Annotated in this window: 19 protein-coding genes; 10 read left to right on the plus strand and 9 right to left on the minus strand. The window is 47.9% G+C overall.

Annotated elements, in window-relative coordinates; genetic code table 11:
* The first annotated feature begins 35 nt into the window (after nt 1-35).
* Entirely contained in the window at nt 36-1,373 is a 1,338-nt protein-coding gene (locus H3H32_RS35195; RefSeq protein ID WP_182460356.1) for a lytic transglycosylase domain-containing protein, read from the plus strand.
* Nucleotides 1,374-1,672: 299 nt separating this feature from the next.
* Here the strand turns inward: H3H32_RS35195 and H3H32_RS35200 are convergent, their stop codons facing one another.
* Nucleotides 1,673-2,602: a homoserine kinase gene (locus H3H32_RS35200; RefSeq protein ID WP_182460357.1), complete on the minus strand. Its 930-nt coding sequence runs from the start codon at nt 2,600-2,602 to the stop codon at nt 1,673-1,675.
* A 100-nt stretch (nt 2,603-2,702) separates the two neighbouring features.
* Nucleotides 2,703-3,107, minus strand: a complete 405-nt coding sequence (locus H3H32_RS35205; RefSeq protein ID WP_182460358.1) for a hypothetical protein — start codon at nt 3,105-3,107, stop codon at nt 2,703-2,705.
* 233 nt (nt 3,108-3,340) lie between these two features.
* Between H3H32_RS35205 and H3H32_RS35210 the strand changes: the two genes are divergently transcribed.
* Entirely contained in the window at nt 3,341-3,718 is a 378-nt protein-coding gene (locus H3H32_RS35210; RefSeq protein WP_182460359.1) for a hypothetical protein, read from the plus strand.
* A gap of 59 nt (nt 3,719-3,777) precedes the next feature.
* Here the strand turns inward: H3H32_RS35210 and H3H32_RS35215 are convergent, their stop codons facing one another.
* Both H3H32_RS35215 and H3H32_RS35220 read right to left on the minus strand, forming a co-directional pair.
* The gene (locus tag H3H32_RS35215; protein ID WP_182460360.1) at nt 3,778-4,257 is read right to left on the minus strand and encodes a hypothetical protein; all 480 of its coding nucleotides are present in this window, start codon (nt 4,255-4,257) and stop codon (nt 3,778-3,780) included.
* Nucleotides 4,258-4,400: 143 nt separating this feature from the next.
* On the minus strand, nt 4,401-4,967 hold the full coding sequence (locus H3H32_RS35220) for a hypothetical protein (protein WP_182460361.1): 567 nt from the start codon (nt 4,965-4,967) through the stop codon (nt 4,401-4,403).
* 152 nt (nt 4,968-5,119) lie between these two features.
* On the opposite strand from H3H32_RS35220, the gene H3H32_RS35225 reads away from it, so the two are divergent.
* The 3 genes from H3H32_RS35225 to H3H32_RS35235 all read left to right on the plus strand — a co-directional run bounded on the left by H3H32_RS35225 (nt 5,120) and on the right by H3H32_RS35235 (nt 8,284).
* Nucleotides 5,120-5,959, plus strand: coding sequence for an SDR family NAD(P)-dependent oxidoreductase (locus tag H3H32_RS35225; protein WP_182460362.1), 840 nt, complete (start codon nt 5,120-5,122; stop codon nt 5,957-5,959).
* Between the two features lie 141 nt (nt 5,960-6,100).
* Nucleotides 6,101-6,961: an MBL fold metallo-hydrolase gene (locus tag H3H32_RS35230; RefSeq protein WP_182460363.1), complete on the plus strand. Its 861-nt coding sequence runs from the start codon at nt 6,101-6,103 to the stop codon at nt 6,959-6,961.
* Nucleotides 6,962-7,042: 81 nt separating this feature from the next.
* Nucleotides 7,043-8,284, plus strand: a complete 1,242-nt coding sequence (locus H3H32_RS35235; RefSeq protein WP_182460364.1) for an FG-GAP repeat domain-containing protein — start codon at nt 7,043-7,045, stop codon at nt 8,282-8,284.
* Between the two features lie 327 nt (nt 8,285-8,611).
* Here H3H32_RS35235 and H3H32_RS35240 read toward each other — a convergent pair whose 3' ends face one another.
* The 5 genes from H3H32_RS35240 to H3H32_RS35255 all read right to left on the minus strand — a co-directional run bounded on the left by H3H32_RS35240 (nt 8,612) and on the right by H3H32_RS35255 (nt 10,073).
* Nucleotides 8,612-8,962 (minus strand): hypothetical protein, encoded by a 351-nt coding sequence (locus H3H32_RS35240; protein ID WP_182460365.1) that lies wholly within the window; start codon nt 8,960-8,962, stop codon nt 8,612-8,614.
* Nucleotide 8,963: 1 nt separating this feature from the next.
* Nucleotides 8,964-9,314 carry a hypothetical protein gene (locus H3H32_RS35245; RefSeq protein ID WP_182460366.1) on the minus strand — a complete coding sequence of 117 codons (351 nt, stop codon included), beginning with the start codon at nt 9,312-9,314 and terminating at the stop codon, nt 8,964-8,966.
* Between the two features lie 61 nt (nt 9,315-9,375).
* Nucleotides 9,376-9,498 (minus strand): hypothetical protein, encoded by a 123-nt coding sequence (locus tag H3H32_RS37950; RefSeq protein ID WP_256432933.1) that lies wholly within the window; start codon nt 9,496-9,498, stop codon nt 9,376-9,378.
* Nucleotides 9,476-9,724 carry a hypothetical protein gene (locus H3H32_RS35250; RefSeq protein WP_240543588.1) on the minus strand — a complete coding sequence of 83 codons (249 nt, stop codon included), beginning with the start codon at nt 9,722-9,724 and terminating at the stop codon, nt 9,476-9,478. The genes H3H32_RS37950 and H3H32_RS35250 overlap by 23 nt, the downstream gene beginning before the upstream one ends.
* Nucleotides 9,725-9,818: 94 nt before the next feature.
* On the minus strand, nt 9,819-10,073 hold the full coding sequence (locus H3H32_RS35255; protein WP_182460367.1) for a hypothetical protein: 255 nt from the start codon (nt 10,071-10,073) through the stop codon (nt 9,819-9,821).
* A 152-nt stretch (nt 10,074-10,225) separates the two neighbouring features.
* Here H3H32_RS35255 and arfB point away from each other — a divergent pair, with 152 nt between their 5' ends.
* The 5 genes from arfB to H3H32_RS35280 all read left to right on the plus strand — a co-directional run bounded on the left by arfB (nt 10,226) and on the right by H3H32_RS35280 (nt 17,968).
* Nucleotides 10,226-10,627, plus strand: a complete 402-nt coding sequence (arfB, locus tag H3H32_RS35260) for an alternative ribosome rescue aminoacyl-tRNA hydrolase ArfB (protein WP_182460368.1) — start codon at nt 10,226-10,228, stop codon at nt 10,625-10,627.
* Between the two features lie 118 nt (nt 10,628-10,745).
* Nucleotides 10,746-11,435, plus strand: a complete 690-nt coding sequence (locus tag H3H32_RS35265) for an RNA polymerase sigma-70 factor (protein WP_182460369.1) — start codon at nt 10,746-10,748, stop codon at nt 11,433-11,435.
* 69 nt (nt 11,436-11,504) lie between these two features.
* Complete coding sequence (locus H3H32_RS35270; protein WP_182460370.1) at nt 11,505-12,512, plus strand: FecR family protein; 1,008 nt, start codon at nt 11,505-11,507, stop codon at nt 12,510-12,512.
* A 329-nt stretch (nt 12,513-12,841) separates the two neighbouring features.
* Nucleotides 12,842-16,345: a SusC/RagA family TonB-linked outer membrane protein gene (locus H3H32_RS35275; protein WP_182460371.1), complete on the plus strand. Its 3,504-nt coding sequence runs from the start codon at nt 12,842-12,844 to the stop codon at nt 16,343-16,345.
* Nucleotides 16,346-16,372: 27 nt separating this feature from the next.
* Complete coding sequence (locus tag H3H32_RS35280) at nt 16,373-17,968, plus strand: RagB/SusD family nutrient uptake outer membrane protein (RefSeq protein WP_182460372.1); 1,596 nt, start codon at nt 16,373-16,375, stop codon at nt 17,966-17,968.
* Nucleotides 17,969-18,090 lie beyond the last annotated feature (122 nt).

An 18,090-nucleotide genomic window follows, 5' to 3' on the forward strand; every position in this document is an offset into this window, starting at 1 on the left:
CGTAGTAGCGTACCCACCGTAACCCATTACTGTTAATGACGAAACTATTCCTGATAGTGTCGGCTGGATTCGGCTGTTCCTTCCTCTACCTCTCCTCGGCGGTTGCCCAAACCAGCCAACTGATCGCACTAAACGTTGCGGCTCCTGTTAAGGCAATAACCAATCGGCTGGTTTCGGCTACATTGGAAGAAAGCCCCGTTCATTTCTGTGGCGAGAACATACCCACAAACCATCCGGCTATTGTTGAACGATGGACCCGAACCCTTAATCAACAAGCAGCTTTAGCGGCCGATCTGGCTATACTGAAACGTCGGGCCTCAGTTGTCTTCCCGATCATCGAGCCGATTCTGAAGCAGTATCAGATTCCAATGGATTTTAAATATTTGCCGCTACTCGAAAGTGCTGTTACCAATCGGGCTGTTTCGCGGAAGGGGGCGGCTGGTTTCTGGCAACTGATGCCGGGAACGGCCCAATCGCTTGGATTGAGCGTATCGCATCGGCACGATGAACGTTTCAATCTGCTGAAAGCAACCCATGCTGCCTGTAAGTACATCAACGAACTCTACGAGCAATTGGGCTCCTGGATGCTGGTTGCAACGGCTTATAATGCTGGCCCTAATTACATTCAGCAGCTTACACGCCGACATCCCGATATGCACCCAATGGCATTGCCGTACCGGGCGGCCGAAACGAAAGCCTATCTATTTCAGACGGTTGCTATTAAAGAGCTGCTAACCCGACCCAGAATTTATAGTGACCGTTTAAGCGCTCGAAATCTGGAAGCATTAAGTGAGGGTACTAACCTCGTTGCCGCTACCGAACGGGCTGCCATATTGGCTTCGTTTGATATGGATGAGCGCGATGCAGCCAGAGCTACTCTAAATAGTATGGGTGTTGATGAGCAGGCTTTAGAAAAAGGAATAACCTTTGTTACGGACTCAACAACGACCGTCGTGTTACTCGATGATGAGGAAACCGAGGAAGAAATTAGCCCAGAAAAGTCTGCATCTGCACCGACACCGACCATTGCGCAGACGAAGTCAGTTGAACCAATAGCGTCTTCCGCAATTCGGTTAGTAACGCGTAGCCTGAGTGAGGGTTCATTAACTGAAGGGAAATTATGCCTGTTTCAGGTGGTGCAGCCGGTTACGTTGAATGGGCGAACATTTGCGGTTGGCGATATGATTCAGGCACATATCGAAATCATTGACGCGGGTTCAAAACGGGTTTTTCTCCGCACTGACCAGTTAACTACCGCTCAAACACAGGAGAAAATTTCTATCAGATTAGTGGCGACTGAGCAACCTAAACAACCCGGTGTTACGCTTCCATCGAGGCTGGAAGGCTGGCAGTTGAGTTGGGAGTTGTTGTAAAAGTGAAGAATGATTGTGGTGTCAGACGCTTACATCCAAAGTATATAAACATCTTTGGGTCCTGTTTGAAACTCCGTTAGGAGTGACCTGTTAATAGAAAACAGAGGAGTGTTCATAATCTCAAGCGCCGTAGGTGCGACCCATATATCAATAATTAGGTCGCACCTACGGCGCTTAGGGCTCTTAATCAACGACAATATCTATTGACAGGACGCCCTTACAGGGCTGATTAACCTGTGTTAGAGATGTGTATACACTCTAGATGCTTATAGCCGACATCACAGTACTGGCGAGAATAATCAAAGTATTTTCGGTCCTTGCTTATTGATTTGGGAAACGTAGGCTTCGCTGGTGATGCCTACGGATAAAAAGGCCTGCTGCATAGCGGCACCAACCTGTTCGGCGGTTTGAGCATCGCGACACAAGGCAAACATGGATGGACCTGAACCCGAAATACTACATCCCAGCGCGCCATTATCCAAAGCTGCCTGTTTGGCTTCATTAAATTCTGGAATCAAAATCGAACGTACTGGCTCGATAATCACGTCAACAAGCGAACGGCTGATCAGATCATAATCGGGGGTCATTAAACCGGCGATCAGGCCCGCTACGTTGCCCATCTGGGTGATGGTATTTTTTAGCGAAACTTCATTTTTAAGGATAAACCGGGCGTCTTTCGTATTTACCTCAATATCGGGATGAACGAGCGTACAGAACAAATTGGCTGGTGTATCGATACGGATAACATCGAGCGGCTGATAGCTCCGAACCACCACAAAACCACCCAACAACGACGGCCCCACGTTATCGGCATGGGCCGATCCGCACGCAATTCGTTCGCCTTCCATGGCAAACGGCAGTAATTTCATAATGGGCAAAGGGCGACCCAGAAGCTCGTTAGCGGCAAAAACACCCGCTACGGCACTGGCAGCACTGGAGCCCAAACCACTACCCAATGGCATTTGCTTATGCAGAATAACATCTAAACCTACATCGAGTCGGTTAATCTGTTTGAGGTAGGTTTGAATAGCAATACTGGCCGTATTGCGGCCTGCTTCGCGGGGTAAACGTCCTTCGTCACCAATAATGTCGATAATTCGGACGCCTGGCTCATCGCTGGCCGTAAGGGTAATCTGGTCGCCGGGGTTATCAACGGCAAACCCAAAAATATCAAATCCGCAAGCTACATTAGCAACGGTAGCGGGAGCAAATACACGAATAGAATCCACGATATAAAAAGGGGGCAACGGAGCACAAAGGTAGAGATTTTGACTAGAAATCAATTTTGTAACGTAGCTGTCTGCTGGTATTGTTTGCCACCCTGGGAACCTACTTGATTCGCACAAAGCCTAAATGACAACCCTCGACACAGGGCTGGTATAATTTCAGGGTACCGCTGTTAAGAGAAACCTGTTCTGAATAACCAGTTGTGCTGGGACTGAAATGAATAAGGACTACTTGATTCGTTGTATCAAGGCGAAATTGAGTATAGGATTGATACGACTTCAACTTATCGCCCTGCGCCTGTACGCGTCCATCATCCGTAAACACCAGTATTTGTTGGGATGCTGCCGGAATTTTATCGATGATATAGCCAGCACCCGGCGAATACCCTTGTTCGACTAGTAGCCATTTTCCTGATAATCCTTGGCCATACACAGGAGTTATCGAATTGTTGGAGTGGCAGTTGCTAAGTATGACTAATAAGCTCAGTATGAGGGGCCAGCGATTCATAATATCTAGTCTTTAAATCAATGATTCCATACACGATCGAGCGGTTGGAATGACTCTTTTCCCTATTAGGGATTATTACTTAGTGCACTAATTATTAATAAGCTCATTATCAATAAATTAATTCTAAGTAATAAGGGATTAAAATTTCATTAATGCTGCCACGATTTTTTAAGTAGTAGCGTATGGCTTTTTGAAACCTAAAATGATTTTTAGTCTCTTAAACAGATAATCTGATGAAGAAATTAATTATGGCTGGTTGCGTGGTAGCAACACTACTGGGCGGATATGCCTGTACAAAGAGTTCAGACCTTACGCCCGATGCCGCAACTGCGTCGGCTCGTGCGTCATCTACCTCATCGGGTACGGCTACCGGACCGCATAGTGGTACAGGCACCCCGCCACACAGTGGTACGGCTACTGGCCCGCACAGTGGTACAAACACACCACCCCATAGTGGTACAGGCACCCCTCCGGCTGGGCCTCCACATAGTGGTACGGCTACCGGACCACACAGTGGCACAGATACGCCACCGCATAGTGGAACAGGCACGCCCCCACAAAGTGGTACAGGTGGCCCTGGAGGTCCTCCACGTGGCCCAAAACACGGTTAATCAAAAAAAATAGCCGCCCGTTTCGAACGGGCGGCTATTTTTTTTGATTCTACGCTCAATTATTCGCCAAAAAAACTGTTCCAAACGCCTTTGGCTTTTTCTTTGGCAACTTCAATCTGAAGAGCGGCTTCAGCTTTTAGCTCGTCTAGTTTAACTTGAGCCGCTGCTAGTTGTACGGCCGCTTCGGCCTTCATTTCATCAAACTTATCTTCGGCTACATCTGACAGTTCATCGACTTTGGCAGAGGCTGCGGCAAACGCGGTTTCGGCTTGTGCTTGCAGATTGGCCAGATTCTCGGCAGTAGACGCTTTTGCCGCTTCGAAATGCTCGGTTGCTTTCGCTTTAAGGCCATCAACATCTATATCTTTCCCAAATTCCTGCGCCTGCGCTACCAGCTTATCCTTCAACTCGTCGAGTTGAGTAGCGGCTGAGTCCAGGTGTTGACTGGCTTCGGTTTTAAAGGCTTCGAGTTTTTCGGCGGTTGTTGCTTTGGCTGCCTGAACATCGGCGGCTGCTTTTGATTTTTCGTTGTTTTCCATTGTATCTATTCGTGGGATTTTGAGTGAAGTTGAGAAAATTGGGGGAAAAACTGTGTAGAATTGGATGAAAGGGAGGCAGAGGGAGTAAAGGGACGAAACGGAGGATAAAAAGAGCAAAATCCATTTCAGACCTTTCTTTCAGTTCAACCAAGCCTTCTCACAATCAAATTATTGACTAACTCAAAAAGGCCCGCTGGTTTAAGTGTTCGCCAGTTGGCAATGTCGAGCGTACCACCGAAATTGATGTAATAGTCGAGGTGGTATTTCTTCCATTCCCGTTCGATGAAGTCGGGCGAGTGAATAGCCGCAATCCAGCCATCTTCTACATCCTCAAACCACTCTTCATAGTAGCTATCATCGGAGCCATGAAAATTGAGAATGTTCTCACTAATCAGAATGAAATACTTGATTCCTTCCTGTACGAGCGGGTCTACTACCTGACGTTTAAGGTACATAATATCGTTATGCAGCGTATCATTCCATTCGCCAAACAGTTCGATAACTACAAATTGCCGGTCGTAATTGGCAAATAGAATCTTGCAATAGAGTGTTTCTGAGCCTATTTCATCCCATAGCGGATGAATGTAATAGCCATAAATATCATTTTCATACTGCTGCATATTGTACTCCCGTTCGTGGAACGGCGATCGCTCATCTTCCGATGCGTTATAGTACTTCTCCCAGCCATAGAAGGGTTCAATATCCTGCATAATTCAATGAGTGAATTGATGAATGAGTGAATGAGCGAATAGGCGAGTCGAAGTTATTCGCTCATTCCTTTACTTCCTCATTCACTCATTATAAAAAACATAACGTTAACCTATAGGTGATTGTTAAGGTAGAGAATAGGTATGTTTACAGAATGAAATCTGCTCCCAAAACTATTCTGATTACCGGTGTCTCAACAGGTATCGGCTACGGTGCCGCAAAGCACTTTCTTCAACGAGGTTATACTGTTTTTGGAAGCGTTCGGACGCAGGAAGATGCCGATCGATTGAAGCTAGAGTTTGGAGAAGCTTTCATCCCTTTACTCTTTGATGTAACAGATGCGGACGCTGTTGCCAAAGCCGCTCAATTTCTTACTACTCAATTGGCTGGTAGCGGTCTTGGTGGATTGATCAATAATGCGGGTATGGCCATTGGTGGACCGTTGCAAGATCAGCCAATTTCCACCATTCGCCAACATTTTGAGGTCAACGTACTCGGATTAATTCAGGTTACGCAGGCATTCCTGCCGCTGTTAGGAGCTCGCGATAATCACCCGGTTCAGCCGGGGCGGATTCTGAATATCAGTTCGGTTAATGGGCAGGTTGCCATTCCGTTTATGGGTGCTTACGTTGGGTCTAAACATGCGGTCGAGGGTTTGTCGCACAGTTTGCGCCGTGAACTGAGTTTACTGGGAATCAAGGTGATTATTGTGGGACCGGGAGCTGTTAAAACGCCGATTTGGGGTAAAGGAACGGATATGAGTCCGTATAAAAACACACCCTATTACCCGGCCATGCAGCGCTTTCTGAAACAGGTCGAAGTCTCAGAAAGCAAAGGCTTCACCATCGATTACCTTGGTGAGCGCCTGGTCGAAATCTATGAAACTGACCGACCTCGTATTCGTTATGCATTGGTGCCCGGCAAGTTTATGGGCTGGATTTTGCCCCGATTATTACCCGCTCGCGTGCTGGATTGGGTACTGGAGCGAATTTAGTGGCCAAAAGCCAGCACAAAGAATTTAAACACAGAGGCACAGACTACACAGAGGTGTAAGATATTAGCTATAAACTATTTAATCGCTCTGTGAGCTCTGTATCTCTGTGTTTAAAATAGGACTTTTTTCTGTGATGCGACTATGCTAAAACCCGCTTTTCAAAAAAACGAAGTATTAATCGCCGATATCGAATCGGCTCGGAATCAACAGGATGTATTACACATTTGGTGGCTTGGCCAAAGTGGCTTTTTACTTCAGTACCAAGGCAAGCATCTGTTGTTCGATCCGTATCTCTCCGACTCACTAAGTCGAAAATATGCCGATACCGATAAGCCGCACGTACGGATTTCAGAGCTTGTGATCGACCCAGCTCGATTAGATATGATCGATGTAGTAACGTCGAGTCATAACCATACCGATCATCTGGATGCCGAAACGCTGTTGCCGCTTATGGCTGCTAATCCGACGATGCAATTTATAATACCTGAGGCCAATAGAACATTCATTGCCGATCGACTTAAAACCGATTTGGCCTGGCCTGTTGGCGTAACCGATGGACAGACAATTCTTGTTGATGACTTTGTAATTCACGGGGTTCCGGCTGCCCATAACGAATTAGAACGCGATGCCGAAGGGCGTTGCAAGTTTATGGGTTTTGTTGTTGAGATTGGTCCGGGCCACGAAAGGCCTTACAAGATTTACCATTCGGGCGATACGCTCTGGTATGAGGGCATGGTTGATATATTGCGCCCTTTCGAGGTAGACGTGGCATTCCTGCCTATCAATGGCAATAAACCTGAGCGACGAGTAGCCGGTAATCTCAACCCCGACGAAGCGGCTCGGTTGGGCGGGGAGATTGGTGCGAAACTGGTTATCCCGCATCACTACGATTTATTTGAATTCAACACAGCCGATCCAGCCGATTTTGTACATGCCTGCGAACAGTATGGCACGCCGTACCAAGTGATGCAACTGGGGGAGCGAGTGAGTATAAGTCGGTAGAAGCTGGTTTGGAATAATAGAACACAGATTTTTATGATTCATTTTCTTGCTGGAGAAAAGTTTTAATAGCCACTAACTGCCATGAAAAATGCTTTATTCTTTTGTCTGTTGGCCGTTTCGCCACTACTGGCACAAACTGATACAACGCAATTGGCTGCACTGAATTTTAAAATTCAGGTGGTGGATAATCAGATCAGCATTGGCTACGGTATGGCTGTTGGTGATGTTGATGGTGATAAAAAGCCAGATATTCTGCTGGCCGATCAGAAAGAGATTGTCTGGTATAAAAATCCTGGCGATAAAACCAGTCAATGGCCGCGATACGTGATGGCTGCGAATTTGACCCCGCAGGACAATGTCTGTATTGCCGCCCGCGACTTGGATGGTGATGGGCTTGTTGAAGTGGCCGTTGGCGCTGGGTGGAATCCTGCCGAGACCAATGATAGCACCAAATCGGGCGCGGTATTTTACCTCATTCGTCCACAGGACCCAACTCAGCGCTGGGAACCCGTTCGGTTGCCGCACGAAGTGACTACCCACCGGATGCGTTGGGCAAAAGTTGGGAAAGACAGTTACCAACTGATTGTGGTACCGCTGCATGGTCTGGGTAACAAAAATGGAGAGGGTAGGGGCGTTCGGATTTGGGGCTATGAGTTTCCAAAAAATCCCAAAGCTGCCTGGAAACGGTACCTTGTTGATTCGACCATGCATTTAACCCACAACTTCGAGATTTGGGAAGATGGCGATAATGGTTCGGCAACGGGGGTGATTGTGGCCAGTAAAGAAGGGGGAAATATTTTCCAGTGGCGGAAGAAGAAATGGCAATCTGTTGATGATGAATCGGCGAGTAACTCATTGCCCTTATTGACCAACGACGTGGCGGGCATTGGCGAAATTAGACGCTTGGATAATGGGAAACGCATTGTGACTATCCAGCCGATGCACGGGAATTTACTTCAGGTAGAAAGCGGATTCTATTCGCTTCGAAAACCACGGAAACTGGGGGGCGACAAACAAATTGATGTGTTGAGCGACATGATGAGCCAGGGGCATGCCTTGGTGTGTGGTGACTTTTTAGGGCTGGGAAGCGATCAGATTATAGCGGGCTGGCGCAATCCAAACGCCTACAAAAAAGTCGGTATTCGCTTGTTTAAACCTGATGAAGTCAAGAATTGGAAAGGCTATCCCCTCGACGATAGCGTTCGAATGGCCTGCGAAGATTTACAAGCCGCCGATCTGGATGGCGACGGAGATTTAGATGTCATTGCCTCAGGCCGTGCCACGCTTAACGTGTTGATTTACTGGAATCAACGGATACCGTAATTTGTTCAAAGTTTCAGGTTTCTCAAAACCTAAAGGTGTCAGATGTAAGCATCTAGAGTATATACACATCTCTAAAGCAGGCTAATCAGCCCTGTAAGGGCGTCCTGTCAATAGATATTGTTGCTTATTAGAAACCTTAAGCGCCGTAGGTGCGACCGATATGAACAACATTAGGTCGCACCTACGGCGCTTAAGGTTATATCTAATCCTGTGTTTTCTATTAACAGGCCACTCCTAACGGAGTTTCGAACAGGTTCAAAAGATGTGTATATACACTAGATGTAAGCACCGCGCGGGCGGCCCCGCTGACATCACGTTCAGATAACTTTACGAATTTCCCAACTGCCCGGCCAGCGATTGGAGCGTTGAGGCTACGGCTTCGAGCCGAACAGCCATATCGCCTTCCGATCCTACCCGAGTGCTAAATTCAGTTGTTTGTGTAGCCAGCGTATCGAACAACTGAATAAGCTCAGGAGAATTGATCTCATCACTTTCCAGCTGCGTTTTTACTTGTTCGAGCGTATTGGTAATGTCCTTTGCGTTTTCGGCCTGACGGAGCAGTGCAAGCCACTGATCAATAATGCCTAGCCCACTTTGTGGGGTAGCCGTTGTCAAATCGCTCTCCAGAACGTCCATGGTCGAGTCGAGGAGTTCAGCGGATTCTTCGGGAGTTAGCATATTAAATCTGGTTAGTGAAAGCACGCAGCGCAGTCGCCAGTTGCTTCAGTTGACTTTCCGTGGCCGCATCAACCGATGGTTCGTGCGAGAGTGCCAGCGTATGACTAGCCATGCTAAGTAGCCAATGACGAATTTTTTCGCCGTCGGGGTTGCCTGTTTTCAGGTGGTCACGCAGGGCGGCTACTTCAGCAAGAATACGCTCGGCCCCAACATCGCCCGGAAGCGCGTTTAACCAGCCCTCAAGTAGTAATATGCCCTGTTCGGCAGAAAGAGTAGCATGCGTACCATCGCCCAAAGCGCCCAATGTATCATTGAGCATTCGATGTTCAAGTGTAGTTCCGGTTCCTTCCATGATTATGTAGTGAATATTAGTTTTTAGTAGTGATTTATTGACCCGTAAACACGGCACCCCCTTAGGATTTACTGCCGAAATCCCGCAGAATTTTCGACAAACTCTCCAGACCACCCGTCCAGGTGCCTTCGGAGTTGGCGTCTTCGGCTACAGCCTGCGTTTTATCGGCTAAACTTAGCAGCAAATCTCGAATGTACTGATCGTCGGGGGGGAGTTGCCTGGAGTGCTGTGCGAAGCTCAGCAAGCTGGCCTTTTAGCTGGTCAATATTTGGATCACCCTGTAGCGCCTGAAGCCAGCTATCAAGCAATTTGATACCCTGTTCGGGCGAAATAGCTTCTATGTGGCCATTATGGCGGAATGCACTGAGTGTATTATTGAGCGCCTGCTCTTCCAGATTGTTCGATCCCATCGTCACTAAAGTTGCCAGTCAACTGGTTTGCTATTCTTAAAATAACCCAGTTGAGGGCGGTTTGTTTACTGATAAATTGCCTTCCGACACCCCATTAGTATTGCGAACGCCCGCCTGACTGACTTGAATCGGTATCGTCGGTACCCCCCGAAATACCTGAGCCATCAATTCGTGCCGTATCACTTCGGGATTTATTATACGCTGCTGAATGCGTGTAATCATCGCCCTGTTGCTCCTCTGTATTGTCGCCTTCTCCTGAAAATCGTTCACTGGCGGGTCCTCCGTTGCTTCCCGTTGTATCGTCCATATCAACCGTAGGTTCTGGATTTATTGGCTGGTTTTGTGTCATGGCTATCTATAGTTTTGCTGTTGAATTCATGTCAATGACTCGTCTGTTGTGAGCCATAACACCGAATGAGTTAGTTTTGAAAAAAAACCGACTCTCGTCCTGAATGTTTGTGTGGGAGAGAGGTTTTCTGTAAAAAGCCAGGTTAATCAAGTATGGATGCCACCCGTTTACAACCCGAATTGCAATACCAGTTTGCCCGTAGTGGGGGAGCAGGTGGACAGAATGTGAATAAAGTAGCGACAAAGGCTGAATTGCGTTTCGATGTGCGGAATTCGCTTTTGCTTACCGATGACGAACGGGCTATTCTGGAAGAAAAATTAGCGACTAAACTGACTACTGAGGGCGAACTGGTACTGACTCACCAGACCGAACGTACGCAACTGGCCAACAAGGAGAAGGTCACAAAGAAGTTTTATCGACTGATTGAAAAAGCATTCGAAGTTCCCAAACCTCGAAAAGCCACGAAGCCCTCAAAAGCCTCCATTGAAGAGCGTATTGCCCAGAAAAAGCAGAAAGGTGATACGAAAGTCAACCGCCGGAAAGTCGATTATTGATGCTTTTTGGCTTTATTTTAGAAATAATTAAAATCAACTAAGGGGGTTTTCGCGAAAAGTTGTCTTTCCTAGTAAATGACCAACTCCATGTAAAGACGGTGTCATTTACCAATAGGCTATGCAAGTACGTCAACTGACTGATCCTTTAAACCAGCCTTTTCCGGCTAACTCGATACCCCCGAGTCCGGCCGGAGAACCCGTTGAGCCAACAGACGATAAAACCATTGCCAACGATACGGAGCTGTTCATTCGGCGGACGTTTGCCGAAAACCCACAAAAAGGGTGTGAACTACTCTTCCGCCGGTATCACCAGGCGCTTTGCAGCCATGCTATCCGGTTCGTCTATTCGAAAGAAACGGCCGAAGATCTGGTGAGTGATGTTTTTTGCAAGTTCTGGAAAACCAAGGCCTACGAAAATGTAACGTCGTCGTATCGCTACTATTTGTTTCGTAGTGTTCGTAACGAAGCCTACAACTACCTCCGATTAGAATTTCAGGAACTGGACGATATCGAAACCGCCGACGTTCAGGAAAGTGCCTCCGGCCAGCGCCCCGACCAGATTGTCCAGTTCGACGAAGTAATGCATCGGGTGGAAGAAATGGTCGAATCGCTTTCGCCACAATGCCGTAAAGTCTTTTTGCTGAGCCGGTTTGAAGGAAAGAAATACCAAACCATTGCGAACGAATTGGGGCTGTCGATCAAAACGGTGGAAGTCCACATTAGCAAAGCACTCAACACCGTCCGGAAGGGTCTGAAAGACCACTGGTTACTCACGCTGATAACAATCGGGTATTGGCTGCCTGTCTGATTAACTGCCGGTCGGTTAGGAGAACGTTCTCCAGAAATTGTCTCATCAATAAGCAAGCTGCTACACGCCATGGAATCAGAAATTAATAAAGAGTTGATATTTAGTCATTTCGCCCGGAAAGTTTCTCCGCTTCAACGCGAACTGATAGCCCAGTGGGTTCGCGACAAAGCGAATGAGGAACAGTACTATGAGTGGCTAGAAGAGTGGGAGAGTGGACATCCGCAATATCTGGCGCAAACGGAGCAGAGTATTGAGGCATACACAGCGTTTTTGGCTGCGAATCCGCATACGCATGAACACCCGTCCAGTGAAACGGCAGTCACTTACGCTGTGTCGCGGCCCTGGAATCGGCCATTTTGGTTAGTGGCAGCGTCTGTTGTCTTGATTGCCAGTATGGCTGGCCTATTGTTTCGCGACAAGCTCATTTACCAGACCTATTCAACAGCGTTTGGCGAAACGCGATCAATAAAGCTGGCCGATGGAAGCCAGGTTATTCTGAATGCGAACTCCAGCCTTCGTGTACCCCGCTGGGGGTTTGGGCGTACCACCCGCGAAGTCCTGTTAGCTGGTGAAGCCAAGTTTTCAGTTACTCACACGGCTGACGATCAGACGTTTGTCGTGAAGACTGCCAAAGGACTAGACGTAGTTGTATTGGGTACGGAGTTTACTGTTTTTACCCGAAAACGAGGAGCCAGAGTTGTGCTGAATAAGGGAAAAGTTCAGCTTCATTATCAGGAGAATAAAATCGCGAAACAGGTAACGATGAAGCCCGGCGATTTCGTTACGCTCGACCCTGAGAATCATATCGCGTTGAAAACGTTCAAACAGTCGCAGTTCCCTACGGCTAGTCAGGAAAAGCGATTTGTATTTGAGGAAACCACTCTGGAAGAAGTGGCCTATATGCTGGAAGAAAATTATGGGCTTCGGGTCGACATTAAAAATCAGGCACTGGCGCAACGTATACTGATGGGTTCGTTCCAGGCGGACAATGTCGATCAACTTCTATTATCCATCTCAGAGCTGTTAGACATCAACGTGGTTCGCCAGGGAAATCATGTCCAAATCATGGAGAAATAGCTAAGGCGACTTAACCGCTTCAGGCTCATAGGAATGCCTTTTTTACACGTCAAGTTGACATTGACTAACAGTAATTCTCGATAGACTATTAGGTAAAAGGCTGATAGTCAAAAAATTAATTTTCTCTTGGAAAAGAGATTGCCTACACCAACCTTTGTCGATCAATTAACAATACTAGTTCGTTTTTTCGCTCTTCAATGCAGTTACTCAACTATTCTACCAGGCCAGCCAATAGAATGCTGGCAGGTCACTACGAATCAAAAATCCGCCAATTACTCGCCTAACCATGTCCAGAAAATGGACAATCACCAATCAATTCATTCATTATTATGACAAATCATTTACGAAACGTCTCCAATGTGAGTCTGCTATCGATGTTGTTGCTGGTTGGGTTTCATCCCGGCTGGTCGCAGTCGGTTGTTCTGGCCAGCAATGTTCAGCAAAAGCGACCCGAAACCAGCAAAGCAATCGGCCGCCAGCTTAAGGATGTACTCAACGACCTGAAAAATCAGTATGGGGTAAATATTATGTTCGAGTTGCGAACGGTAGACGGCCTGTCGGTATCGCCCGAAGCTCTGAATAGCAAATCAACGCTCGATAAAAACCTGGAGAGCCTGTTACGTCCGCTGGGGTTGCGCTACAAAAAAGTAAACGACAATTCGTACCTGATTCTGGGCGATAAAAAGGTGAAGAAAGTAGCTTTTCTTGACGACCAGCACTCGGAGTCTACCCTCAATCAGGAGCAAAGTACTCAACTGGAGTCGACCGCGAAACTGCCGTCAGGTTCAGGACTCGAACTGGTTAAAACAGATGCAAAAGTAGCCGTTGATCAGCCGGTTACAGGTACGGTAAAAAGCGAATCTGGTGAAACCCTGCCCGGCGTCAATGTCGTTATCAAGAATACGACGAAAGGGACGACTACCGATGCTAACGGCAAGTTTACGCTCGACGTACCAGCCACGGCCATTCTGGTTTTTTCGGGTATTGGGTTTGTGACGAAAGAGGTACCTGTAAACGGTCGTAGCCGTCTTGACGTGTCGCTGGTGACCGACAATAAACAGCTCGATGAGGTGGTGGTCGTGGGTTACGGTACGCAAAAGCGCGAAAGCCTGACCAATTCGGTATCACAAATCGGGGGCGAAGAGATTGCCCGACGGCCAGTCTCGAACATCCAGCAGTCGTTGCAGGGGCAGTTGCCCGGCGTTACGGTACTCGATCAGGGTGGATCGCCCGGTCGTTCCAATACCTCCATTCGAGTTCGTGGGATTACCACCTTCAATATCAATGGCATTGGTAACACAGCCGGTACCAACAATGGATCAGGCGGTTATGACATGACCAAAAACGATGCACTCGTGATTGTTGATGGAATTGAGCAGCGTCTGTCGGATATTAACCCGGATGATATTGAGACCGTTAGCGTGTTGAAAGATGCGGCTTCTACAGCTATTTATGGCTCAAGGGCGACAAACGGGGTTGTGCTCGTGACAACCAAACGGGCGAAAGGCAGCAAAGTACAGGTTGAATATAATGGCTATTACGCCATCCAGAATTCGATTAACAAGCCCCATATGATGGGCATTGAAGACTACATGCGGATGCAGGTTGCTGCTTATACCAACGCAGGTTCGGCTTTGCCCGCCCGTTTTACGGAGCAGTCTATCCAGGCGTATGTTACAGCCACCGATCGCGAGAAATACCCCTTGCCCAATACATGGTTCCAAACCGTATTGCACGCAGCTCCGCAGCAAAATCATACGATAGCGGTGTCGGGAGGCAATGAATCGATACGCACCCGATTAAGTATGCGGTATCAGGATCAGGCGGGTATTATCACCCATTATAGCAGCAAAATCGGTGAAATTCGCCTGAATACCGACTACACGATTTCATCGAAACTGCGTCTCAGTGGCGATATTAACTACCGCTACAACTACTCGCAGGCGCCAACCGTCGATCCCATCAATTTTCTACTGCATGGTTCGCTTTGGGCCGTGCCCAAATATGCCGATGGCACGTATGGCTTGAGTACACAGGGTAACAACCCGTTGATGTACGCCGAAATTGGGGGCGATTCGAAACGGTCGACGGATTATCTGGCGGGTTATGTCAAAGGCGAATGGGAGATTACGGATGGGCTGACATTCTCAACGCAGATTGCGGGACGGGGCTTTTTTACGCAGGAAAAGAATTTCGCCAATTCGTATGTCAACACCGACAAGAACACCAACATCACGAAGACGGTAGCGAACAACACCCTGACCGAAGTGCGCAATACGTTGCGGGAGTATACATTGATCAACTTGCTGACCTACGAACGGCGATTTGGCGACCACAACTTTAAGGCGCTCCTGGGTTATTCTCAAATCGGGAATACGCAAACCTTCCTGAGCGCCTACCGCGAACGGTTTTATAACAACGATATCCAGTCGATTGGGCAGGGCGCAAACGATGGTACGAAAAACAACTCTGGTAGCGATGCTATTTATGGGTTGCGGTCTTATTTCGGTCGGGTGAATTATGATTACAACGGAAAATACCTGGTTGAGGTAAACGGACGCTACGACGGTTCATCCAAGTTTACAGGGGCCAAGCAGTATAGTTTCTTCCCGTCGTTCTCGGGAGGCTGGCGCATTTCGAAGGAAAATTTCTGGCAGAGTCTTCAGCAAACCGTGAGTGAACTGAAAGTGCGCGGTTCCTGGGGGATAACGGGTAACCAGTCGGTAAATCTGTACAGTTATTATGCTGCACTCGCGTCCAGCGGGTACGACTTCAACGGAGCGGCTGTGCAAGGGTATCGGCAGACGACATTGGCCAATACCGATCTGGGCTGGGAGTCGACCACCCAACTGGATTTAGGGTTAGATGCGTCATTTCTGCGCGGACGTCTGAATTTAACCGTCGACTATTACCGAAAATTGACCAACGATATTCTGCTGAACCTCGACATCCCGGCCACTATTGGTCTGGTAGCTCCTCCCCAAAATGCAGGCTCGGTAGAAAACAAAGGCTGGGAGTTTAGTCTGAATTATCGTGGAGCTAAAAGTGCATCGGGTTTTCAGTATAATCTGGGAGGCAACCTGAGCATCAATAGCAATAAAGTTGTCGATCTGAAAGGTACAGGCCCTTACATCTTGGGGTCGGATATTGATCCACGCTATATCATTGCGGTTGGCCTGCCGATCAACACATTGTGGGGCTATAAAACAGACGGATTGTTCCAGACGCAGGAGCAGATCACCAATTACAAGGCTACGTATGCGGCCAACACGAAGCCGGGCGATGTGAAATACATTGATGCAAACGGCGATGGTAAGATCGACGCGAATGACATGACGAACATCGGGAACACCTTTCCTAAATTCACGTTTGGTCTTAACTCGAATTTCTCATACCGGAATTTCGAACTGAACCTGCTGTTTCAGGGAGCTGCCAAAGTAGCTACGCGTTTGGCGGGTGCACTGGCCGAAATGGGCAATCAGGAAGGATTTACGCCTTCGATTTACACCAACAATTACTGGACGCCCGACCATCCCGACGCTCGCTTCCCCCGGCCCCTGAAGTTTGATTTACGGAATGTAGCTACCTCCGACCGACTGATTATCGACGGCTCGTATGTTCGGTTGAAAAACATTCAGTTGGCTTATTCGCTACCATCGGCTATTGCGTCTAAAGTGCGTCTGAATCGCATTCGAGCCTACGTGTCGGCTACGAACGTGCTTACTTTCTCGAAGTTGAATGAGTGGAATCTGGACCCGGAAGCTGGATCGGGTCGGGCGGTTTATTACCCGCAAACGTCGCTGTATACGCTCGGACTCAACCTGCAATTCTAACGCCATCCACCTACTCTCAGAAAACTCATGAAACGAATAAATTATAGTTTACTCGCGTTTGGTGTCGCACTCGTTGGCGTAACGCTAACCGCCTGCGACCGGGAATTATTAGATACCGTTCCGAACGATCGCCTATCGGAAAGTCTATTCTGGAAAACTGAGAACGATGCCCGATTGGCGGCCAATTCGCTCTATACGGATCTCGACAGTACGAATCTCATTAGCTGGGATGCGATGACCGATATTGCGCATACCAACCAGCCGTTCGATGTGCAGGCTTATGTTGAACTAGGCCAGTACGATGCTACGAGTGCCAAGGTTTTTGGCGAATGGGCAAAAGCGTACAAGGGCATTCGGGCCTGCAATTATTTGGTGGAAAACATCGATAAAGTAACGTCGACCAACACAACGCTGATCAATCAGTTCAAAGGCGAAGCGCGGGCGTTACGGGCCTATCAGTATGTAAAACTGGCCAGTTTGTTTGGCGATGTACCGCTGGTGACGAAGGCTATTTCGCTGGACGAAAGTCGTGCGTTGGCTCGCGCGCCCATTTCTCAGATCTGGGATTTTGTCGACAAAGAGCTTTCGGATGCTGCTGGCTTATTACCTACCACCTATGCCGCTGCCGACAAAGGCCGGTTTACGAAAGGAGCGGCTCTGGGTTTACGGGCGCGGGCTAATTTGCTGGCTGGCCGTTACCAACAGGCTGCCGATGCCGCCGATCAGGTCATGAAATTAGGCATCTATGGGCTGAATGACACCTATGAAAAGCTATTCACTGTGGCCGCCGAAAACAACAAGGAAGTCCTGTTGGATCGACAGTTCATTAAAGACACCTATCCCATCAATGTCTTTAACCTGTTAGCACCTTATAGCCAGAAAAGTGCCCAGAGTACCTATGTGCCCACAAAAGCATTGGTAGATATGTATGAAACAACGGCTGGAAAGCTCATTACCGATGCCACCAGCGGCTATGATCCTGCCAATCCGTACGCGAACCGCGATCCCCGTCTTAAGTTCTCGGTTTTCCTGACAGGCGATGTTTTGCCAAGTGGGATCACTTTCCGACCCGAGCCAACCAGTGGAACTGCCGACGCAGTTGGGAATACGTACATTGCTTCTACGACGGGCTTTAACATCAAAAAATATGTCAACGCGGAGGATTACGCTAACCCGGCTAATAATGGAGTCAACATTATTCTGTTGCGCTACGCCGAAATTTTGCTGACTTATGCTGAAGCCAAAATCGAGTTGAATCAGATCGATGCGAGCGTACTCTCGGCCATCAACACGGTTCGCAATGGCCGTACTGATGTAAAACAGCCATCGATCAGCAGTACCGCAACACAAGCTGAATTACGGACTATTGTTCGTCGGGAGAGAACAGTTGAATTAGCGTTTGAAGGACAGCATCTTTTCGATATTCGTCGGTGGAAAACTGCTGCAACGGTAATTCCGGGGCCTATTTATGGCATTACCTATAAAGACGCCAGTGGCGCTTTGGCCACAGTTCAGGTGGTAGGTATTAACCGTGTTTTTGATGCGTCCCGGCATTATCTCTGGCCTATTCCACAGAAAGAGCGCAATCTGACGCCAACGCTTTCGCAGAATCCCGGCTGGTAAAAGAGATTGGATGATTAATCAGTTGTTGTGTCAGAGTCTTTTTTTGTCATGCTGACGAAGGAAGCATCTTAAAGTATCCTAACAAAAATAGTATGAAGCTTTAAGATGCTTCCTTCGTCAGC

The sequence above is a fragment of the Spirosoma foliorum genome (assembly GCF_014117325.1).
GTDB classification, from domain to species: Bacteria; Bacteroidota; Bacteroidia; order Cytophagales; family Spirosomataceae; genus Spirosoma; species Spirosoma foliorum.